Origin of the sequence: Stutzerimonas stutzeri, assembly GCF_024448955.1 — a bacterium.
GTDB lineage: Bacteria > Pseudomonadota > Gammaproteobacteria > Pseudomonadales > Pseudomonadaceae > Stutzerimonas > Stutzerimonas stutzeri_AQ.
The window spans coordinates 151,168-172,552 of the sequence record NZ_JAMOIH010000011.1 but is presented as its reverse complement, the minus strand read 5'-3'; the positions used below and the strand labels follow the sequence as shown (position 1 = coordinate 172,552).

The following is a 21,385-nucleotide window of genomic DNA, read 5'->3' as shown; positions in this document are numbered from 1 at the left end:
AAGCCATGCCAACGCCCTAGGACCAACCCCAAGATCGAGTTTGAAAAGTTCGCTTAGCAGTGTTGATCGTTCGGATTGTGATGCTTGAGAAAACCATTCCACTGTTTCAAAGCCGTTCGCGATAAGGACGCGAGCAACCCTTCGAGAGAAATGCAATTACTGCTACATTGCGAACTTTGGGTGGTCTCGGTGTGTTGGGGCTGCGGTTATTGTTCAAGAGGTTCGCGTGGCTAAGAAAACCACATCGTTCTCCGGTCTTGGCGGGCTGGTCTTTTCCACAGACGCAGGACGCCATTGCCCCGATTGCAATCAGCCGTTGGATGCCTGTATCTGCAAGCAGCAGGCTATTCCTGAAGGTGATGGTATCGCCCGCGTGCGCCGGGAGAGCAAAGGGCGCGGCGGCAAGACCGTGACGACTGTTGTTGGCGTGCCCCTTGCGGAAGCGGAGCTCAAAGAGCTCGCCAGCGCTCTCAAGCGCCGTTGCGGTACTGGCGGCGCGCTCAAGGACGGGACCATCGAAATTCAGGGAGATCATGTTCAACTGCTGCTAGATGAGCTGGTCAAGCGCGGTTTCAAGGCCAAAAAATCCGGCGGCTGAGTTCGATATCCGACTAATCAAGTTTGTGCTTATTACTTGGCGCACCGGCTGTCCAATCAGATAGCTTTCTGCCGTGCTCTACGCTCGGTAGGTAATCTCATATCAGGAGGCCTAGATGCCCGTACGACGCACACGTAAAGATGACGGCAGCCAATGGACCGCAGCGGATAGCCGTAGCGTTTACGGGATTCGTCACTGGGGTGCCGGTTACTTTTCGATCAGTGACGAGGGCCATGTCGAAGTACGTCCGCAGGGGCCGAGCGGAGAGCCCATCGAATTTACCGGCCTGATCGAGCAGTTGCGTGACGCCGGTTTGACACTACCGCTGTTGGTGCGCTTCCCCGATATTCTGCAGGACCGTGTGCGTCGTTTGACCGGCGCCTTCGATGCCAACATCGAGCGCCTCGAATACCAGAGCAAGTACACCGCCCTGTATCCGATCAAGGTCAATCAGCAGGAGGCGGTGGTGGAAAACATTATCGCCACGCAGAACGTCGCTATCGGTCTGGAGGCCGGCTCCAAGCCTGAGCTGATGGCGGTGCTGGCACTGGCGCCCAAAGGTGGCACCATCGTCTGCAACGGCTACAAGGACCGTGAGTTCATCCGGCTGGCGCTGATGGGGCAGAAGCTGGGGCACAACGTCTTCATCGTCATCGAGAAAATGTCCGAAGTAGGGCTGGTCATCGAAGAAGCCGCCGAGCTGAAGCTCGTTCCGCAGGTTGGTTTGCGCGTGCGGTTGTCCTCGCTGGCTTCAAGCAAGTGGGCAGATACTGGCGGTGAAAAGTCCAAGTTCGGTTTGTCGGCCGCTCAGCTGCTGACCGTCATCGAGCGCTTCCGCGCCGCGGGTGTCGAGCAGGGAGTGCGGTTGCTGCATTTCCACATGGGCTCGCAGATCGCCAACCTGGCCGATTACCGCGAAGGTTTCCGGGAAGCCATTCGTTATTACGCAGAGCTGCGCGCGCTGGGCTTGCCGGTCGATCATATCGATGTTGGCGGCGGTTTGGGGGTCGATTACGACGGCACTCATTCGCGTAATGCCAGCTCGATCAACTACGACATCGACGAATACGCCGGCACCGTGGTCGGCATGCTCAAGGAGTTCTGCGACCGGCAGGAGCTGCCGCATCCGCATATCTTCTCCGAAAGTGGCCGGGCGATGACTGCGCACCACGCTGTTCTGGTTATGCAGGTGACCGACTTCGAGCGCCACAACGATGAGGCGCCAACCATCGAGAACTATGACGAACTGCCCGATATCGTCCAGTCGCTGGCCGATTTGCTCGGGCCGACCGATCCGGAGATGGTTACCGAAACCTATTGGCGCGCCACTCACTACATTAGCGAGGCCGCAGCTCAGTATGCGTCCGGCAAGCTGTCGCTGGCGCAGAAGGCATTGGCCGAGCAGAGTTACTTCGCTATCTGCCGTCGCCTGTACAACCAGCTGAAGGCGCGTCAGCGTTCCCATCGTGCCGTACTCGACGAGCTGAACGACAAGCTGGCGGACAAATACATCTGCAACTTCTCGGTGTTCCAAAGCCTGCCGGACACCTGGGCGATCGACCAGATTCTGCCGATCGTGCCGCTCCAGCGCCTGACCGAGGAGCCGGTGCGCCGTGCCGTGCTGCAGGATCTGACCTGCGACTCGGACGGTAAAATCAAGCACTACGTCGACGAGCAGAGCATCGAGAACAGCATGCCGGTGCATGAGATCCAGGCGGGGGAGGAGTACTTCCTCGGCGTCTTCCTGGTCGGTGCTTACCAGGAAATTCTCGGTGACATGCACAACCTGTTCGGCGACACCGATTCGGTGAACGTCTACCAGCGCGAGGATGGCAGCTATTACCACGCCGGTATCGAGACCCACGACACCATCGAGGACATGCTGCGCTACGTGCACCTGTCGCCCGAGGAGCTGATGACTTACTACCGTGACAAGGTTTCCAGCGCCCGACTCAGCGCCAAGGAGCGCACCCAGTACATCGACGCGCTGCGACTGGGACTGACGCGCTCGTCTTATCTCACGCCTTGAGCTGTGGCGGCCCGCTTCGGTGTAAAGCGGGCCATAAACTTGCCGGCGAGGCCCAAAGCATCGTGCTGAGGGCCAAAGCCCAAAGTGCATACCGCATTGATTTTAGACGGTCCGCCCCGGGGTGACGCTTTCGGCTTTGCTCTAGACCTTACGGACGAATTCCGACTTCAGCTTCATCGCGCCGATGCCGTCGATCTTGCAATCGATATCATGGTCGCCGTCGACCAGGCGGATGTTCTTGACCTTGGTACCGACTTTCACCACCAGTGATGAACCCTTGACCTTAAGATCCTTGATGACGGTGATGGTATCGCCGTCTTGCAAGGGGTTGCCCACCGAATCCTTGATTACCCTTCTATCGTCGCCAGTGCTCTCCGCCGCGTTGGCTGACCACTCGTGCGCGCACTCCGGACAGACCAGCAGCTGGCCGTCTTCGTAGGTGTATTCGGAGTTGCATTGGGGGCAGGATGGCAAAGCGCTCACGGCGGATCCTCTATTGGCATTGGAAAAAGCCGCGAAGTGTATAAGGTTTTATTCGATCAGGCGCGGACGGCGCTCTGGTTCGCCTGGACGGGATTCAGAGGAGGGGCAGCCCGCCGCCTGAGTTGGCGGCGGAGCGGCCCACAAGACGAGCCGAACTCAGTAGTCGTCCTTGATTGCACGGTAGCGCTCTTCCAGCTCGCGGCGGATTTGCCGGCGTTGCTGGGCCTGGGCGAAGCGGCGCTTCTGGTCCGGTGTTTGCGGTTGCAGCGGGGGGACGCTGGCCGGGCGGCCATCCTCGCCGACCGCCACCATGGTGAAGAAGCAGCTGTTGGTGTGGCGAACGGTCTTCTGGCGGATGTCTTCGGTGACGACCTTGATGCCGATTTCCATCGAGGTGTTACCGACGTAGTTGACCGAGGCGAGAAACGTCACCAGTTCGCCGACGTGCACAGGCTGGCGGAAATTGACCTGGTCCACCGACAGGGTCACCACGTACTGCCCGGCATAACGGCTGGCGCAGGCATAGGCAACTTCGTCGAGGTATTTCAGCAACGTGCCGCCATGGACGTTACCGGAGAAGTTGGCCTTGTCCGGGGTCATCAATACGGTCATGGTCAGTTCGGCATGTCCATCAAGCATGTTCGCGGCTCATCCTGGCGAAAAGGGGCGCTACTTTAGTCGAATACGAGGCGGCTGTGTGCGTTGCGTGCGTAATTGCCTTCAGTTCTTGCTCGTAGGGTCAATGCGGCAATAACGCGCAGCATCCGGTGCGGGGCTTGGAAGGTTGTCAGGCTCTCTTCCATTCGGCCGGTGCCCGGGCGTTTTCAAAACACCCGAGCCCAAACCCGCAGTGTGATGCTTTATTGATCTGCGCCAGTATCGCGTCTGTTTTCCTCCTTATAGTCCCGGCTATTCAATTCATACCGTTCACCGTGCCGGACTTTCGCATGCGCGTTATCGCTCTTCTAATGCTCAGCTGCCTCGCTTCACTTGCTCATTCCAGCGAGACGGCAATGGAGCGTTTCACCTACCTGATGGCCGATACCGAACGACGCCAGCTGGCTTATATGGCCGGACAGGAGCGCGCACTCTTCTGCGGTTACTGTCACGGCGAGGATGGCAATAGCAAGCGTCCACATATTCCGAACCTGGCCTCGCAGAACCCGATTTACCTATTCCAGTCATTCGAGAAATTTGCCAATGGTGAGCGCACCGATTACGTGATGTCGAAGCTTGCGAAGAATTTAACGCTGGAGGACCGGGTCAATATCGCCGTCTATTTCAGTCAGCAGAAGGTCGTGCCTGCTACGACCGCAGGCGATACGGCGCTGATTCAGCAGGGCGCGGCGCTGTTCCAGCGCACCTGTATAGGCTGCCACGGCGAACATGCAGAAGGCCTGGAAACCATGCCGCGTCTGGCTGGCCAGTCCGCCGAGTACATCCGCACCGCACTGACGCGTTTTCGCAACAACGAGCCAAGCCGCGCGGGTTCGGTGATGATCGGTATTGCCGGCAAGCTGTCCGAAGCGGAAATAGAGTCGTTGGCGGCCTATCTGACGCAGCTGCAGCTGAGCGAAAGACAAGAGCAACAGGCCAATGCGCAGCTACTGGGCATGGACGTGCACTGAACTTGTCTGCCGTTTGCGTTGCGAGCCTGAACCGCCTGCGATTGCGAAACAACCAGATTTTCCCTATCGCGCCGCTTCGCTTATTCAATTTCGGCTGCGCAGCGCCTATCACTAGTCTCCTCGCCGCGTCCCAGACGCAATCCAAAATGAGAAGAGGACGACTAGATGAATCGTTACCTGCCAGGTGCCTTGCCTGCCCGCACGCTAGTGGGCGCGCTTTGCGCGAGCCTGCTGACGCTTTCCGCCCATGCTGCTCCGCTGACCCGCGACAACGGCGCGCCCGTCGGCAACAACCAGAACTCCCAGACCGCCGGCCCGAACGGCCCGACCCTGTTGCAGGATGCGCAGCTGCTGCAGAAACTGCAGCGCTTCGATCGCGAGCGCGTGCCGGAGCGTGTCGTTCACGCCCGCGGTACCGGCGCCCACGGTGAATTCACATCCACTGCCGACATTTCCGGTCTGTCTATCGCCAAGGTTTTCGACAAGGGCACCACCACCCCGGTGTTTGTGCGCTTCTCGGCGGTGACCAACAACAGCCACTCGCCGGAAACCCTGCGCGACCCACGCGGCTTCGCCACCAAGTTCTACACCGCCGATGGCAACTGGGATCTGGTCGGCAACAACTTCCCGACCTTCTTCATCCGCGACGCCATCAAGTTCCCGGACATGGTTCACGCGTTCAAGACCGACCCGCGCACCAACCTGGACGACGACAGCCGCCGGATGGACTTCCTGTCCTACCACCCCGAGTCCATCCAGACCCTGACTCGCCTGTACTCCAACTACGGCACGCCGGCCGGCTACCGCTTCATGGACGGCAGCAGCGTGCACGCCTACAAGCTGATCAACGACGAAGGCCAGGTGCACTACGTCAAGTTCGCCTGGAAATCGCAGCAGGGCGTGAAAAACCTTGACCCGAAACAGGTGCAGGAAACCCAGGGCCGTGACTACAGCCACATGACCCGCGACCTGATCACCGCCATCGACAAGGGCGACTACCCCAAGTGGGACCTGTACCTGCAGGTGGTCAAGCCGGAAGAGCTGGCCACGTTCGAGTTCGATCCGCTGGACGCCACCAAGATCTGGCCCGAGGACCTAGTGCCCTCGAAGAAGATCGGCACCATGGTGCTGAACAAGAACCCGGACAACGTGTTCCAGGAGACCGAGCAGGTCGCCATGGCGCCGTCCAACCTGGTACCGGGTATCGAGCCGTCTGAGGATCGACTGCTGCAGGGCCGTCTGTTCGCCTATGCCGATACCCAGATGTACCGCATCGGTGCCAACCACATGAGCCTGCCGATCAACCAGGCGAAGGTGCCGGTCAATAACGGTAACCAGGACGGCCAGCTCAATGGCGGCAACACCACCGCCAGCGTGAACTACCAGCCGAGCCGTCGCATGGACCGTGAGGAAGTGTCGCGCGGTCTGTACAGCCAGATGGCACTGTCGGGCACCACCCAGCAGGCGCCGATCTACCGCACGCAGAACTTCAAGCAGACCGGCGAGCTGTTCCGTTCCTTCACCGCCAAGGAGCAGAAGGACCTGATCAACACCCTGGGTGGCGAGCTGGGCAAGACCGACGAAGAAGCGCGCCATCACCTGCTGTCGTACTTCTACAAGGCTGACGCCAAGTACGGCGAAGGCCTGACCAAGGTGGCCAAGGGCGACCTGCAGAAGGTCAAGGCGCTGGCCGCCGAGCTGGAAGACTGATGTCCCGGCCGGCCCACGCAGCCGGCCATCCCGAGCCCGCGCCTGTCGCGGGCTTCTCATGTGGAGAGAATGCGAATGAAAGGTCTGATTCTGCTGGCGGTCCTCTGGCTGGGCAGCAGCCTTGCACTGGCGCAGGGAGAACCGGCCGCGGCGGATGCCGAACAGGTGCACGCCCAGTTGCGCAGTTATTTCTTCGATGCCGCGAGGCACGGCGACGGGCCGGTCCTCGACGAATTCATCCAGGCGAGGTTCGACCTGAACATCGCCGACGAAAAGGGCTACACCGCCCTGATCCTCGCCGCCTACAACGGCCACGCGGACGCCGTGGAACAGCTGCTCGCCGCCGGTGCCGATGCTTGCGCCGAGGACAAGCGCGGCAACACCGCGCTGATGGGCGCGATCTTCAAGGGCGAGCTGCGCGTCGCCAAGCGCCTGCTGGCCACCGAATGCAACCCGAACCAGCGCAACGCCGCCGGGCAGACGCCGGCGATGTACGCCGCGCTGTTCCAGCGCGAGGCGCTGCTGGATGCATTGCGCGAACGCGGCGCCGACCTCGACGCCACCGACCCGCTGGGTAACTCGGTAAAGAGCCTGGCGCGCGGTGACATTCGCACGCGCTGATAGCCAGATTTATTGAAAAGCACAAATTCGTAGGGCCGAATTATTCGGCCGCAGGTTGCAAGGCCGAACAAGTTCGGCCCTACGGTCCGGGACGGGTTTCGTCGAGATCGCAGCGAAACGGAAAGAGCCTGGGAAGTCGGTCGGCAGACTGGCGCGCGATGACATTCGCACGCGCTGATAGCTAGATTTATTGAAAAGCACAAATTCGTAGGGCCGAATCTATTCGGCCCTACGGTCCGGGATGGGTTTCGTCGAGATCGCAGCGAAACGGAAAGGATCTGGGAAGTCGGTCGGCAGACTGACGCGTAGTGAAATTCGCTCGCGCTGATAGCCAGATTTATTGAAAAGTACAAATTCGTAGGGCCGAATTTATTCGGCCGCAGATTGGAAGGCCGAACAAGTTCGGCTCTACGGCTTTCGAGCGAAAGGGCGGTTCAATCGTATTCAGAGGCGGCATGTTCGCCCAGCAAGCGTCGCTGGCGTGGTGTCGCGGCGGCTAGCATCTCGGGGTTGAAAGCGAAGTGCAGGTAGGGCGAGAACTTCTGCGCCACCATGCGACGGCCATAGTGCACCTGCAGCAGATAACGGCTGCGGTCGCGTGTGCGGTTGCGGCTGCCGGCGTGCCAGAGATCGCTGCGGAACAGCAGTACGTCGCCGGCGTCGCAGAGCACCGGTTCGGGCATCCGTCTGTGCCAGCTGGTTTCGCCTGCGTACGGCTTGCGCCCGGCGCGGTGGCTGCCGGGAATCACCAGCGTGGGGCAGAGATCCGCATCGATCCGGTCGAAATAGATATGCACGGTGCAGACCTGCATCGGCAACTCGAATGCCGGATCGGCCAGCAGACTGTCCGGCAATTCCATCGCCAGGTAATCGGCATGCAGCTCGCCGCCGACGAAGCCCGGATGACTGCGCCAGGCGGTCTGACCGATGACGTGGCAATCCGCGCCGAGGCAGGCTTCGGCCAGCTCGATGACGCCCGGTAGATCGAGATAGTCCAGCCAGAACGGGTCGCGGTTGAACACGCATTTGTAATGGTCGTCCACCAATCCCTGATAATCCCAGTGGATCGGCTCGAGGCGGTCGATCGCGGCGTGCACGTCTTCGATCTGCCGCGGTTGCAGAATGCCGCGTAGTAGCACGAAGCCTTGCTCATGCATGGCACGCAGTTGCTCGGTGGTATGGCGGGTTCGTGGCATGGCAGCAGGCTCGGTGGTACGTAGATTGTCGACAGCATGCTCAACGCCTGGGTTCGTCTGTTGTTATCGCGCTCGCGATGGCCAGTCGTTGCGGCGGGCGGCGGACCGTTGCATCGTTTCTTCGCGCCAATCCGATAGCTCGTAGCACCGTTTTTGTGCTGCTCGTTACATAGCGAAAACGCTCTAACTTGGGTATTGCCGCCTTATGAGCGAGAATCGCCGCCGATTTTTTGCGCTGCGAGGCGCTTGGATAGAAAGAGGTCTGGATGGCTACCGCACGTTTTACTCCCGTACAAATCGCGTTCCACTGGCTCAGCGCCTTGCTGGTGCTGTTGATCATCGCGCTGCCCTACGGCGCGGATTTCTTCGCATCGCTGCTCGGCGGCAAGGGCGACGTGTTCACGTTGCACAAGTCGTTGGGCATCGTCGTGCTGTTGCTGACCTTGCTGCGCTTGGCCTACCGCGGGCGCAAGATCCCGCCACAACAGCTCGAACAGTCCCCTGCGCAACGGTTCGCGGCCAAGGCTGGGCATGGCCTGCTGTATCTGCTGCTATTGATGATGCCGATTTCCGGGCTGCTGTTCGGCAGCAAGCCGATCAACTTGTTCTGGCTGGTGGAGATCGGGCCGCTGCCGTTCTCATCGAACGTTCGTGGCGTGGCGAAGGACGTTCACATCCTCGGGCAGTACGTGCTCTTCGCGATGATTCTCGGCCATGCCGCCGTTGCCCTCTGGCATCACTACGTACGTCGCGATGACGTGCTCAAGGGCATGTTGCCGTTGGTGCGTTGATCGGTCGGGATCGGCACCTTGCCGATCCCGTTTCTTCACAGCCCCTTAGCCGGCCCCACCCAAGATCCGCAGCCCGCTCTGCCCGTTGCCCTGTCGCTGCACCTGGATCTGCACCGGAATGCGTTCGTGCATTTCCGCGACGTGGCTGATCACCGCAACCTTGCGGCCCTGGGCCTGCAATGAGTCCAGCGCGTCCATGGCGATCTGCAGCGATTCGGGATCGAGGCTGCCGAAGCCTTCATCGATGAACAGGGACTCGATCCGGAGCTTGCTCGACGCCATCGAAGCTAGGCCCAGCGCCAGTGCCAGCGAGACGAGGAAGGTTTCGCCGCCGGAGAGCGAATGCACCGAGCGCAGCTCATCGCCCATTTCGGTATCCATTACCAGCAGCCCCAGCGGACTACCGCCACGCTTGAGGCGATAGCGTCGAGCCAGCTGGCGCAGCTGGACGTTGGCGTGCTGTACAAGAAGGTCGAGGTTGTAGCCCTGGGCGATCTTGCGGAAGGCGCCGCCGTCGCTCGATCCGATCAGCGCGGCGATGCGACCCCAGCGCTGGTGTTCGGTCGTGGCCACCTCTATTTGTTCAAGCAGGGCCAGGCTTTGGTTGCGCCGTCGGTCGTCATCGAGCAGCGCGGCGCGGGTTTCGGCGCAGTGGCGTTCGGCCTGATCGCAGCTGGCCTGTTGCGCAGCGAATTGCTGCTCCAGGCTTTCAACGTCCGGCATCTCGGCATGCTGTTGTCGATGCGCGGCGATTCGCTGATCGCAGCCTTCCAGGCGCTCGCGGCAACGGGCCAGCTGTTCGCTGTTGTCGCGCAGGCGCTGGCGCGCTTCGTCGAGCAGGGCGTCCTCCATATGCAGCAGCTGAGCGAGGGTCGCGTCGTCCAGCTCGGGGTGGGCGCGGCGCCAGGTTGCGAGTTCTTCGTCCAGTGCACGGCGTTCGGCCAGCAATTCATCGCGGCGTTGACGGCAATTCTGCTGCTCGCCGGCCAGGCGGGTAAGTTCGAGTCGGGCCTCGTTCAGTTGCCGGTCGACCTCGGCCTGCTGCTGGCGAGCACTCTGGATCGTCTGTTCCAGTTGCTGTTGCCAGGCCTGGGCGCTGGGTTGCTGACCCAGACTTTGGCGTAGGCTCTGACTACAAGCCTGTTCGCGGGCTTGCAGTTCGGTGAGGCGCGCGGCGCAGGCCTGATGCCGTTCGAAGCGATGTTGCTGTTGCAGCTGTTCGTGCTCCAACGCGGTCTGGCATTGCTGCCGTACTTCGGTCAGCTGCGCCTGTTGCTCAAGCTGCTGTCGGCGTGCCTCGACCTGGCCATCGAGCTGCATGAAGGTTTCGGCGGGCGCCTCGCGCCAGCGCTCAAGCAGGGCGGCGGGCAATAGACCGGCGAACTCGGCCAGCTCCTCGGCGAGCCGTGCGTCGTCGCGGGCAATGGCGTCGCGTTGCCCAGCCAGCGCCTGGGTGGCCTGGACGCACGCTTCCCGAGCGCTCTGCCAGGCCTTCTGCTGGGCTTCGCTGCGCTGCTGCAAGGTGAGCAGTTCGCGCTGCCGGGCGTTGGCGGCGGTGATGTCAGCTTTGAGCGTGGCCAACCGACTGTCGAGCCAAGACTGCTGCTCTGTTTCCGCCTGAGTCAGCAGTTCGGCGTGAGCGGATAGGGCGGCCAGTTGCGGCTGCAGCTGGACCAGTTCCTCGGCGATTTCCGCCAGGCGCTGCGCGTTCCGTTTGGCCTCGCCAGACAGGGCGACGTGCTGGTCGCGCAACGTTTGCAGCCGTTGATCCTGGGCCTGCAAATGCCGTTGGGCCTGCTCGGCTTCGCACTCGTCCTGCTGATCCAGAGCGGCGAGCAGCGCCTGGCCGTCGTGCCAAGGATGCTCGAGGCTGCCGCAGACGTTGCACGGCTCGCCCGGCACCAGCGCGGCGCGCAGGGCCTCGACATTGGCGCTGCGGGCCAGGCGCTGGCGTTCCAGCAGGGCCTGCACCAGTTGCAGCGCCTTTTGCGCGTCGTCGCGTTCGTTGCGGGCGGCCTTGCCGGCTTGGGTCAGCGCCTCGAGTTCGCCTTGCTGGCGGTTCTGTTCGCTTTGCAGACTGCGCTGCTGCGCGACGAGCTGCTGCTGGCGCGACCAGAGGCGCTGCAGGGTTTCGAATTCGCGCTCGGCGGCGCGCCAGGTATCGAGTTGCGCCGTGAGCTGCGCCAGTTGCCCGCTGGTCTCACCGCCGATCTGCGCCTGCAACGCATCGAGCGCCTGGCGCGCGCTGGTCTGGGCGGTTTCGGCGGCGAGGGCGGCGGTTTCCAGCGCCGGCAGTTCCGCGCGGCCCTGGCGCAGGCGGGCAGCGATCTGCACGGCCTGTTGCAGGCGCGGGCGGTAGCCGTTCCAGGCCGCGCATAGTGGTTGCAACTCGGCGCTGCGGGCGAGCTGTTCATCAAGGGCATCGAGTTGCTGGGCGGCTTGTTCCTGTTGCTGATGTAGTTGGGCGAGTTTCAGCTCGCCAGCCTTGGTGGCCGCTTCAGTCTGCTCGGCGTGCTCGTGAGCTTCACGCAGGTCGTTACCGAGGTGGCTTAGCCGTTCTTCGTCACGCCGCGCCTGGGCGAGCGCCGGTACGGCGGATTTGAGTGCTTGTTCGGCGGCTTCAAGTGCCTCTTTCGCAGCATGGCAGGCCTGTTCCAGTTCATCGAGGCGGCGCTGTACTTCAGCCTGCTCGCGCTCGTGGCGGACAAGGGTTTCGTCGGTCTTCGCTAGCAACGGCGAGAGTTCGCTCGCGCGGATGAAGCGGTGGCGCTGCGGCGCCAGTTGTTCGAACAGCGCGAGGATGCGCCGGGCGTCGGCGAGGCGTTCGTGCTCGTCTTCGGCCTCCTGCAATTGAGTGCGCGCGGCGCTGCGGTCGCTTTCCAGACGCCGCAGCTCTGCCAGCCACTGGTGCTGCTGTTCCAGTGCCTTGAGCTGTTGCTGCAGGCTTTTCAGTTCATTCGTCTGCTGGTTGTGCTGGGCTTCCAGCGCCTGGCGTGCCTCGGGTTCCAGCGGTTGCACGCCGCCGGCCTGCTGTTGCAGTTGCGCCAGCGCTTCGCGGGCGCACTTGGCCGCTTCGAAGGCGGCTTGCCCGATGCGGCTGTAGAGGCCGGTGTCGGTGAGCTTTTCCAGCAGGGTGCCGCGCTCGTTGTCGTCGGCCTTGAGGAAGGCGGCGAATTCGCTCTGCGCAAGGAGTACGGCGCGGGTGAATTGCGCCAAGTTCAAACCCAGGCGGGCTTCGAGCAGTTCGCGGAATTCGCGTTTCTTGCCGCTGGCCAGCAGTTGCCCGCTGTCCAGATCGGTGAGGCTTTGGCTACTGGCCTGCAGGCGGCCGTCGGTCTTCTCGCGGGCGCGCTTGACCTCCCAGCGCGCACGGTAGCGGTGGCCGTCGACGCCGATGAAATCCACCTCGGCATAACCGCTGCCGCAACCGCGGCGCAGCAGGTTGCGCTCGTCGCCGCCGCCGATTTCGGCGTCGCCGTCCGGCACTTTGTTCAGCGGCGAGACGTTGTCCAGCCGCGGCGTGCTGCCGAACAGCGCTAGGCACAGCGCATCGAGAATGGTGCTCTTGCCGGCGCCGGTCGGCCCGGTGATTGCGAACAGCCCGGCACTGGCCAGCGGCTCGGCGGTGAAGTCGATGACCTGCTCGCCAGCGAGCGAGGCGAGGTTCTTCAGGCGGATGGCGAGAATCTTCATCTGTCGTCTCCTTCGCCAAACTCCACGGTTTGCAGCAGGCTGGCGAAGTCGTCCATGGCCTGTTCGTCCGGCGGGTTGCCGAACTGTTCTTCCCAGGCGCGGGCGAACAGCTCCTGCGGGCTGATCTGGTCGAGGCCGAGCAGCACTTCAGATTTCGCCTCGCCGCGCTTGCCAGCGTACTCACTGGCGATGCGCACCAGCCGGCAGGCCTTTCCGGTGATCGCCGTTTCGATGCGCTGGCGCAGGTCCGGCAGCGGCTCGTCGAGCAGCACGCGCACTTCCAGCCAGGGCAGGTTCTCGCTGAACAGGCCGACCTGAGGCAACGCCTCCAGTGCGGCGATCGCTTCAGCCAGCGGCGCGCGACCGATGCGGATCATCTCCACCGCACGCGGCACCGGCAGGCTTTCGACATCTTTCAGGCGATCGCCATCGAGTTCGACCAGCAGGACCTGATGCGGGTAATTCACCTCGGCGAACGACAGCGGCAGCGGCGAGCCGCTATAGCGGATGCGCGCCTGGCCGGCGACCTGCTGCGGCTTGTGCAAGTGGCCGAGCGCGACATAGGCGATGGATTCGGGAAACAGGCTGGCTGGCAGCGCTTCGGCGTTACCGATAACGATGTTACGTTCCGATTCTTCCGACACCGCGCCGCCGGCCATGTGCGCGTGGCTCATGGCGATCAGCGCCTGACCGGGCTGGCGCGCGGCTTCGGCGGCGGCGATCAGACGTTGATGGACGTGGCGGATGCCGGTCATGTAGTCATCGCCGGTATCGAAGCCCGTAACTTCTGCCGGACGCAGGAAGGGCAGGGTCAGGCACCAGGCGGCGATCTGGCCGTTGGCATCGTGCAGCGGTACTAGCAGCCGGCCGTGGTCGAGCTGTCCTTCGGCGATCCAACTGATTCGGCCGACGGCATGGGCATTCAAGCGCTTCATCAGCGGTGCCGGTAACTCGATGCGGCCGCCGGAGTCGTGGTTGCCGGCGATCATCACGATGTCCAGTTGCGGCAGCTTCTCGTGGGCGCGGACGATGAAGTCGTACAGGCGTTCCTGGGCCTTGAGCGGCGGATTGACCGTGTCGAAGATGTCGCCGGCGATGAGCAGGGCGTCTGCTGCGTGGGCGACGAGCTGGTCGAGCAGCCAGGCGAGGAACTGCGCGTGTTCGTAGTCGCGGTCCTGGCCGTGGAGGGTTTGGCCAAGGTGCCAGTCGGAAGTGTGGATCAGGCGCATACGGAAAGAGTCTTTTTGATTGGGAGTGGGCGCGGCTCCACCTCGCGGTTACCGCGCACGTTTCGTGAGGGGCTTTCGTAGGAGCGAGCTTGCTCGCGAAGCTTGTGTCTTTGGGTTTGGTGGCCGCGGCTGTTTATCGTGCTTGGCTGAGGCAGTGGTTTCGCCCTGCTGGGCGAGTCACTTTTTCTTGAGTGGCCAAGAAAAAGTAACCAAAAAGAAGGCCATCCCAACATCCGGGTTTTGCTTCGCAAAACTTCCCTCGCTCCGGTGCCGCTCCGGGGGTCGTCGCGAAGGGGCATCCATGTCCCATCGCTCCTCGCTCGGCATCCATGCCTCGCGTCCCCCTGCGCCGCGCCTACGTTCGGCCTCCTGAAGGGGAATTTAGTCCGAGTTGTCTGAAAGTTCCTAAATAGCGGTAGAAGCAAATCGCTTTGCTTGTACCCATGCGTACGATCTACCAGACGACACCGAACGCCCCTTTCAGGAGGCCGAATGGAATTCTCGTGGTGGAGGGGAGCGAGCGGCATGGATGCCGCGAGAGGCGTAAAGGGTCGGGGCCGCCATCGGTATGGATGGCCCTTGTACGCCGGCCCCCGGAACGAGGATGGAATGAGGGAAGTCGAGCGCAGCGAACCGGGGACGCCTAGTCCGGTGCAGGAGCAAGCGTTTTTGCTTACTTTTTTGGGGGCCGGCCTTCCGGCGTTTGAAAAAAGTGAGGCGCCCAGCAGGGCGAAACCTGAGGTCTGGGGCGCCTCAAGCGCGGCGTCATATAAATAGGGTGGTGCCGTCAGCACAATTTCGCGAGCAAGCTCGCTCCTACCCAAAGCGAGGGGGACCCAACGGAGCACGATGCGGTGTGGCGGGCTCATCAATGCAAACCACCTCTTCAATTTCTGCAGACTCGCCACCTGAATCCACTGCGCCGCCGCATTGCCTGATAACGCTGCAGCGCATACTGAACCCGCGCTCCACTCCTCTCGAGGCACAGCACGCCGCTCTCCATTCCGTAGTCGGTTTCGATGATTGCCTTCTGCTCCGCTCTCAGCCTCGCGTAGGGTTGACCGCCGGTTCGACGTGCGCGCGAACCTACCTATATTCAAGCCGCACTTCAATACAGCCGACCGTGGACAGCGTCATCGTGAGTGGCTTTGACTGCTCATAAACGTAGCGAAGGGAACTGAGCCTGACGGGTATCGAAGGTTACAGTTTCTTGTCGATAGACGGTCATCCGATGAGCGGTTGGAATCTCCTCGTCCATTGCTGGGTCTTTGTGTCAGACCCAGCGCCTGAGGCATTCATGAAAACCCTGTCCCGCCACCTTGCCGATCATTTCCCTCCTGACTATAAGACCCGAGTAGAGCCGCAGGACGATGGATATCTGGTTGTCCGTATCGGCTATCCCATCAACGGTACCGAAGCCATTCGAATGGTCTCGGGGCGGCAGGTACAGAACGGCCTGTTGGTCGAAACCATTTTGGAAGACATGCGCAACGAGCTGGCCCGCGCACAGTGATTCCCCGCTCCATCCGCTGTTCTTCGCCTCCCGGTTTAGCTTCGCCCACGCTGTTGCGTCGGCAGATGAATGCACGCCCGCAATCCGCCCAGATCGCTCTGTTCCAGCGATAGCCGGCCGTTCCAGGCCGTCAGAATATCCCGCACGATGCCAAGCCCCAGACCATGCCCTTCGGCACGCTCATCCAGGCGAGTGCCGCGCTCCATTACCGCTTCGCGGCGGTCGGCGGGGATTCCCGGTCCGTCGTCCTCGACCTGAATGAGATAGCCATCCGGCGTCTGATCGATGCTCAGCAGCACCTCCGAACGGGCGAATTTACAGGCATTGTCCAAGAGATTGCCGAGCAGTTCGAGCATGTCCTCGCGGTCCCAGGGAAGGCGGCAATCCGGATGCGTTTTCCAATGCAGATTGAGATCACGGCGGTGAATCATCTTCAGCGTTTCGAAGAGCGGCGCGAGTTCTTCCTGGCAATTGAAATAGGCGCCGGGTAACACCTCGCCAGCCAGGCGGGCGCGGCCCAACTCGCGGGAGACGCGTTGCTGGATCTGCGCCAGCTGTTCCCGCAGGTCCTTCTGTAATTGCGGATAGGCGGTCAGCTCCTCGCGCTGCGTGAGGCTGCCGAGCACCGCCAGCGGTGTCTTCAACGCATGGCCTAGATTGCCCAGCGCGTGCCGCGAACGCTTGAGGGTGTCGTCGGTGTGCGCCAGCAGGCGATTGATCTGATCCACCAGCGGCTGCAGTTCGATTGGCGCCTGGATATCCAGCTGCTGGCGCTGGCCCTGCTGCAGCTGCGCGATTTGCTGGCGAGCACGTTCCAGCGGGCGCATGGCGAGCTTCACGGCGTAGCGTTGCAACAGCAGGAACGCCAGCAGTGCCACGCCGATCAGCCCCAGCCCGCCAAGCCGAACCTGAGCGAAGCTTTTGAGAACCGGCGTGTAATCGCGCGCGACGCTGATGACGATGCGTTGGCCATCGCGGCGATATTCGGCGCGATAGGCCAGCAGCCGCTGTTGCTGCGGACCTTCCAGCAGATTGTTAGCCAAGCCATTGCGCGTCGGCCACAGCGGTTCGGCGTCCCACAGCGAGCGCGATCGCCAGCTGCGCTCGGGCAGCTCGATACGGAAATAGTGGCCGGAAAACGCCCGCTGATAACGCGGGTTCAGCCGGCTCGAGTCCAGCTTGAAACCTTCGGTGCCCTGGACCACCGCGATCAGTAGGCCTTCGGTTTCCTCGCGCAGGTCGGTCGCCAGGTTGCGCCGCAAACCTGACTCGAACAGCCACAGACTGCTCTGCACCAGCAGCAGGCCGACCAGCAGCAGGGCGCAGACCAGCCCGAGACTGAGGCTGCGCTGAATCGACCTCAAGGCGTGCCGCCGAAGCGGTAGCCCTGACCGCGACGGGTTTCGATCAGCTCACGGCCGAGCTTGCCGCGCAGGCGGTTGACGTGCACTTCGATGACATTGGAGTCGCGCTCGGTTTCGCCGTCGTAGAGATGCTCGGCCAGCTGGGTTTTGGAAAGCAGCTGACCTGCATGCAGCATGAAATAGCGCAACAGGCGGAACTCGCCGGCGGTCAGGTCGATGTCCTCGCCGTCCTTGTTGCAGCGCTGGCGCGCTTCGTCCAACGCCAGCCCGCCGACCTGCAACAGTGGTTGGTTGGCCACGCCATGGGTACGGCGCAACAGCGCCTGGATGCGCAGCAGCAATTCTTCGGGATGGAAGGGTTTGGTCAGGTAATCGTCGGCGCCGGCCTTCAGCCCCTCGATGCGTTCGGCCCAGGAGTCGCGGGCGGTGAGAATCAGCACTGGCGTTGCCAGGCCGCGCGCGCGCCAGGCGCGCAATACCTCGAGCCCCGGTTTGCCGGGCAGGCCGAGGTCCAGAACGATCAGGTCATAGGGTTCGCTGCCGCCCTGGTAATCGGCGTCGCGGCCATCAGCGAGCCAGTCGATCGCATAACCTTGGCGGGTGAGGCTGGCGATCAGTTCGTCTGCCAGTGGCACATTGTCTTCGACCAGTAGCAGGCGCATCAGTCTTCTTCATCCTTGAGCAGACGGCCATCGCGCGCGTCGATTTCCAGCTCGCGGGCGATGCCGTTGGTGGTCAGCAGTTCGATTTCATACACATAGATGCCGTCATCTTCTTCCAGCTCTGCTTCCAGCAGCCGGGCTCCCGGATAGCGCTCCATGGCGCGCTGCAAGAGCGCTTCGAGCGGCATGATCAGCCCCTCGCGGCGCAGCCGCAGGGCTTCGTCCTGATCGAGGTCGCGACTCGCCGCCGGGGTGGCGGCGAGCAGCAGAGCCAAGGGAGTCGCTAGGAAGAGGGTGGCACGCATTAGTCGTCCTGATGGTCCTTGAGCACTTCGCCGGTCTTGGCGTCGAGTTCCATGTCCCATTGCACACCTTTGTCGTCGCGCAGTTCAAGCTGATAGATGTGGCGACCGTATTCCTCTTCCAGCTCGGTTTCCTCGATGGTGGAGCCGGGATGCTTGGCCAGTGCGGCTTCGTTGAGCTTCTCGAACGACTGGATGGTGCCGGCGTCGCGCAGCTTGAGCGCTTCATCCGGGCCGAGGTCGCGGGCCATGGCCAGGTTGGCGCCGAGGGCGAGGGTGGCGGCAGTGATCAGCGTAGTCAGTGTTTTCATGGTTCGTTTTCCTGTGTGGGTTTTGACGATTCACAGGTTACGAGCCGCGGCTTACGCGAAGCTGAACGCGGACAAACATTCACTGGCAGCAATAGCGGCGGGCGCATTGTCCAATGCGCGTACGTCCACCTGTATCGGGAGGTCTGTCATGAAAGCGCTTCATTGCGTCACGCTAAGCCTGCTGCTGCTCGTCCAGCCGGCACTGGCCAAGGATCTGCTCAAACCCGCAACGCCGGCGCAATCGCCGGATATCGACGCCGGACCCGCCACCGAAATGGTCTCCGAACCGGTCATGCGCGCCACCGGCACGATCGAGGCCATGGATCGCGAGCGAGGCGTGGTGACCATCGCCCACGGTCCGGTCCCGGCGCTGAAGTGGCCGGCTTCGACCATGGAGTTTCAGGCCAGGCCGGAGCAACTCGAGGGCCTGGACGTGGGCGATGCGGTGCGGATCGGCTTTCAAAGCGAGGGCGACGAGGCTGCGATCGTCTCCATTGACAAGCGCTGACACAGTCTCGTCACCCATGGCAGACGGGCTGCAAGGAACCCTTTGCTGACTGCGGGCCTCGTATTCAACAGGGGCCGCGCTTACCAGCCGTGTGAAAAACGCAGTAGCTTTTCACACGGCTTGGTTGCGGCTCGCATCGATGAATCATCACGAGGATCACGCTCATGTATCACAAGAAACTGACCGCAGCTCTTGCCATCGCCGTTCTCGGAGGCGCCAGCGGCTTTGCTCTGGCAGACAAGCCGGGCGCCGACTGGATCACCCTCGAACAGGCCGTCGAGAAGGCCAAGGCCGCCGGCTACACCACGCTCCATTCGATCGACGCCGATAACAATTCCTGGGAAGGCGAAGGCACCAAGGCCGACGGCAAAACCTGGGAATTCAAGATGGATGGCAAGACCGGGGAAATCACTCAAGACAAGGAAGAATGATCGTGGCGGGCCCGCCGTAGCGCAAGCGGCGGGCCGGCTATCTATAAAATTGCGGGCGGGCAGCCCGCTCGGCACCCCGTTCGCTTTCCACAGTGTCGGCGGCGTAGGGCCTGGCCAGCCCCGTTGACGATCCGTTCGGCCTCCGTCAGAGCGGCGGCTGCGTTACGGCGGTTGAGCTCCTGCTGATCGATTTCTACGCGTTTCAATAACAACCTCGTCAGGCCCCGTGATCAACGGTACGGCAGGTTCAGCCAGAACTCCTCTCATCACCTACTTCGCAATGCTCAACGCATTGGCTTCGTCGGCGCTTCGTGTGATACCGGCAGCGCGAGGTAACGGCAAGCCGAAGCTGCGCAAGGCGACGAGCAGGGGATCGCAGTACGCGGGTGCGGCCGGCGTAGGTTCAGTGCTTGTCCTTATCCGGCCCTGGCATCACCTTGCTCAATACCTGCTTGACCGATTGTTTGATGATCCCGCCTTGGTTCGGGTCGCCGTGCAGCAGCGTGGTGGCGAACTTTTTCGCCTGCTCCAGCTTGATATGCGGCGGCAGTGGCGGCACGTCGGGATCGGTCTTGAATTCGATCAGCACCGGCCTGTCGGCGGCGAAGGCTTCATCCCAGGCCGCGGCGACCTGGTCCTCGCGGTCGACATAGATGCCCTTCAGACCAATCGATTCGGCGAAGCGGTGGTAGGGCACGTTGGGGATGTTCTGCGAGGCTTCGAACTTCGGGTCGCCCTCCATCGCCCGCTGCTCCCAGGTCACCTGGTTCAGGTCTTCGTTGTTGAACACGCAGCAGATCCATTGCGGGTTCTGCCATTCCTTCCAGTATTTGGCGACGGTGATCAGCTCGGCCATGTTGTTCATCTGCATCGCGCCGTCGCCCACCATAGCCACCACCGAGCGCTCCGGATGACAGAACTTGGCCGCAATGGCGTAGGGCACGGCGGCACCCATCGACGCCAGGCCGCCGGATAACGAACCCATCATGCCGCGGCGCAGCTTGACGTCACGGGCATACCAGTTGGCGCAGGAACCCGAGTCGCTGGTGACGATGGCCGCGTCTGGCAATCGCGGCGATAGCTCGAAGGCGACGCGCTGCGGATTGATCGGGTCGGCCGTGACCAAGGCGCGTTTTTCCAGGGTTTCGTCCCAGTCGGCACGCCATTTTTCGATTTCGCCGCGCCAGGTGCGCTCGGTCTTTTCTTGCAGCAGTGGCAGCAGCGCGCGCAGCGTTTCCGCCGAATCGCCCTGCAGGTTCACCTCCATCGGGTAGCGGATGCTGAGCATGTCGGCCTTGAGGTCGATCTGCACGCCACGCGCCTGACCTTCTTCGGGCAGAAATTCGGAATAGGGAAAGCCCGAACCGATCATCAGCAGGGTGTCGCACTCGGTCATCAGCTTGTAGCTCGGCTCGGTGCCGAGCAGGCCGATGGAGCCGGTGACCCAAAGCAGGTCGTCCGGTACCGCCGCCTTGCCCAGCAGCGCTTTGGCGACGCCGGCCCCGAGCTTTTCAGCTACGGCGATAACTTCATCGGTGGCATTCAGCGCGCCGGCGCCCACCAGAATCGCTACCTTCTCGCCGGCATTGAGCACCTCGGCGGCACGCTGCAGATCCGCCTCGTAGGGCACCACCTTGGGTTGCGATAAGCCAATGCCGGAATGCACCGCGCCGTGAGCACGCGGTGGCTCGCTGTACTCCATTTCCTGCAGGTCGTTGGGCAGGATGATCGCGGTGACGGCGCGCTGGCCCAGCGCGGTGCGAATCGCCCGGTCGATCAGATGCCGCACCTGCGCCGGTGCGGCCGCCTGCTGAACAAAGGCTCCGGCGACGTCCTTGAACATCGACGCCAGGTCGACTTCCTGCTGGTAGTGCGCGCCCATCGCCGTGCGCGACTGTTGCCCGGCGATGGCCAGCACCGGCATATGGTCCATGCGCGCGTCGTAGAGCCCGGTCAGCAGATGAGTCGCGCCGGGGCCGGACGTGGCGATGCAGACACCGAGACCGCCGTTGAACTTGGCATCAGCCGAGGCCATGAAGGCCGCCATTTCCTCATGCCGCGCCTGGATGAAGCGGATCTTCCCGTTGGCCCGGTTGAGCGCGCCGAATACGCCATTGATGCCATCGCCCGGATAGCCGTAGATGCGACGAACGCCCCATTGGTAGAGACGTTCGATCAGGTAGTCGCCAACTGTCTTTGCCATGGGGGCTCGCCTTGTCTGGACTCGAAGGGGTCGGGCACCCGGGCGGGGCCTCGGTGCCGGGTGTTCTAGTCTGGACCGGACGATCCCGCCAGGGTTCGCCAGCTTCAGCCCTG

19 protein-coding genes are annotated in these 21,385 nt (G+C 62.4%); 9 read left to right on the top strand and 10 right to left on the bottom strand.

Annotation, left to right across the window (positions count from 1 at the left end):
* The first annotated feature begins 226 nt into the window (after positions 1–226).
* Complete coding sequence (locus NA645_RS13565; protein ID WP_256049293.1) at positions 227–598, top strand: translation initiation factor Sui1; 372 nt, start codon at positions 227–229, stop codon at positions 596–598.
* A gap of 115 nt (positions 599–713) precedes the next feature.
* Entirely contained in the window at positions 714–2,627 is a 1,914-nt protein-coding gene (gene speA / locus NA645_RS13560) for an arginine decarboxylase (protein ID WP_256049292.1), read from the top strand.
* Positions 2,628–2,768: 141 nt separating this feature from the next.
* On the opposite strand, the gene NA645_RS13555 is transcribed toward speA, so the two are convergent.
* Together NA645_RS13555 and NA645_RS13550 are read right to left on the bottom strand one after the other, a co-directional pair.
* Complete coding sequence (locus NA645_RS13555) at positions 2,769–3,110, bottom strand: zinc ribbon domain-containing protein YjdM (protein ID WP_256049291.1); 342 nt, start codon at positions 3,108–3,110, stop codon at positions 2,769–2,771.
* A 156-nt stretch (positions 3,111–3,266) separates the two neighbouring features.
* Positions 3,267–3,749: an acyl-CoA thioesterase gene (locus NA645_RS13550; RefSeq protein ID WP_256049290.1), complete on the bottom strand. Its 483-nt coding sequence runs from the start codon at positions 3,747–3,749 to the stop codon at positions 3,267–3,269.
* A 308-nt stretch (positions 3,750–4,057) separates the two neighbouring features.
* Between NA645_RS13550 and NA645_RS13545 the strand changes: the two genes are divergently transcribed.
* The 3 genes from NA645_RS13545 (at position 4,058) to NA645_RS13535 (ending at position 7,069) form a co-directional block, all read left to right on the top strand.
* Complete coding sequence (locus NA645_RS13545) at positions 4,058–4,738, top strand: c-type cytochrome (protein WP_256049289.1); 681 nt, start codon at positions 4,058–4,060, stop codon at positions 4,736–4,738.
* A 165-nt stretch (positions 4,739–4,903) separates the two neighbouring features.
* Positions 4,904–6,448 (top strand): catalase, encoded by a 1,545-nt coding sequence (locus tag NA645_RS13540; protein ID WP_256049288.1) that lies wholly within the window; start codon positions 4,904–4,906, stop codon positions 6,446–6,448.
* Between the two features lie 75 nt (positions 6,449–6,523).
* Positions 6,524–7,069, top strand: coding sequence for an ankyrin repeat domain-containing protein (locus NA645_RS13535; protein ID WP_256049287.1), 546 nt, complete (start codon positions 6,524–6,526; stop codon positions 7,067–7,069).
* 434 nt (positions 7,070–7,503) lie between these two features.
* On the opposite strand, the gene NA645_RS13530 is transcribed toward NA645_RS13535, so the two are convergent.
* Positions 7,504–8,265, bottom strand: coding sequence for a phytanoyl-CoA dioxygenase family protein (locus tag NA645_RS13530; protein ID WP_256049286.1), 762 nt, complete (start codon positions 8,263–8,265; stop codon positions 7,504–7,506).
* Between the two features lie 266 nt (positions 8,266–8,531).
* Here NA645_RS13530 and NA645_RS13525 point away from each other — a divergent pair, with 266 nt between their 5' ends.
* A complete protein-coding gene (locus tag NA645_RS13525; RefSeq protein WP_256049285.1) occupies positions 8,532–9,056 on the top strand; it encodes a cytochrome b in 525 nt (174 codons plus the stop codon).
* A gap of 45 nt (positions 9,057–9,101) precedes the next feature.
* Here NA645_RS13525 and NA645_RS13520 read toward each other — a convergent pair whose 3' ends face one another.
* Positions 9,102–12,749: an AAA family ATPase gene (locus NA645_RS13520; protein ID WP_256049284.1), complete on the bottom strand. Its 3,648-nt coding sequence runs from the start codon at positions 12,747–12,749 to the stop codon at positions 9,102–9,104.
* A complete protein-coding gene (locus NA645_RS13515) occupies positions 12,746–13,978 on the bottom strand; it encodes an exonuclease SbcCD subunit D C-terminal domain-containing protein (RefSeq protein WP_256049283.1) in 1,233 nt (410 codons plus the stop codon). The genes NA645_RS13520 and NA645_RS13515 overlap by 4 nt, the downstream gene beginning before the upstream one ends.
* A 1,297-nt stretch (positions 13,979–15,275) precedes the next feature.
* Between NA645_RS13515 and NA645_RS13510 the strand changes: the two genes are divergently transcribed.
* Complete coding sequence (locus tag NA645_RS13510; RefSeq protein WP_131650928.1) at positions 15,276–15,491, top strand: hypothetical protein; 216 nt, start codon at positions 15,276–15,278, stop codon at positions 15,489–15,491.
* A gap of 35 nt (positions 15,492–15,526) precedes the next feature.
* On the opposite strand, the gene NA645_RS13505 is transcribed toward NA645_RS13510, so the two are convergent.
* From NA645_RS13505 to NA645_RS13490, 4 genes are read right to left on the bottom strand one after another with little or no spacing between them, the layout of a single operon-like run.
* Positions 15,527–16,855 (bottom strand): sensor histidine kinase, encoded by a 1,329-nt coding sequence (locus tag NA645_RS13505; protein ID WP_256049282.1) that lies wholly within the window; start codon positions 16,853–16,855, stop codon positions 15,527–15,529.
* On the bottom strand, positions 16,852–17,517 hold the full coding sequence (locus NA645_RS13500) for a response regulator transcription factor (protein ID WP_256049281.1): 666 nt from the start codon (positions 17,515–17,517) through the stop codon (positions 16,852–16,854). Before NA645_RS13500 ends, NA645_RS13505 begins: the two co-directional genes overlap by 4 nt.
* A complete protein-coding gene (locus tag NA645_RS13495) occupies positions 17,517–17,822 on the bottom strand; it encodes a PepSY domain-containing protein (protein WP_131650925.1) in 306 nt (101 codons plus the stop codon). Before NA645_RS13495 ends, NA645_RS13500 begins: the two co-directional genes overlap by 1 nt.
* Complete coding sequence (locus NA645_RS13490) at positions 17,822–18,130, bottom strand: PepSY domain-containing protein (protein WP_181105156.1); 309 nt, start codon at positions 18,128–18,130, stop codon at positions 17,822–17,824. The genes NA645_RS13495 and NA645_RS13490 overlap by 1 nt, the downstream gene beginning before the upstream one ends.
* 148 nt (positions 18,131–18,278) lie before the next feature.
* On the opposite strand from NA645_RS13490, the gene NA645_RS13485 reads away from it, so the two are divergent.
* The gene (locus tag NA645_RS13485) at positions 18,279–18,638 is read left to right on the top strand and encodes a copper-binding protein (protein WP_256049280.1); all 360 of its coding nucleotides are present in this window, start codon (positions 18,279–18,281) and stop codon (positions 18,636–18,638) included.
* 164 nt (positions 18,639–18,802) lie between these two features.
* Positions 18,803–19,069 carry a PepSY domain-containing protein gene (locus tag NA645_RS13480; RefSeq protein WP_256049279.1) on the top strand — a complete coding sequence of 89 codons (267 nt, stop codon included), beginning with the start codon at positions 18,803–18,805 and terminating at the stop codon, positions 19,067–19,069.
* A gap of 403 nt (positions 19,070–19,472) precedes the next feature.
* On the opposite strand, the gene NA645_RS13475 is transcribed toward NA645_RS13480, so the two are convergent.
* Positions 19,473–21,272: a thiamine pyrophosphate-requiring protein gene (locus tag NA645_RS13475; RefSeq protein WP_256049278.1), complete on the bottom strand. Its 1,800-nt coding sequence runs from the start codon at positions 21,270–21,272 to the stop codon at positions 19,473–19,475.
* Between the last annotated feature and the right edge of the window lie 113 nt (positions 21,273–21,385).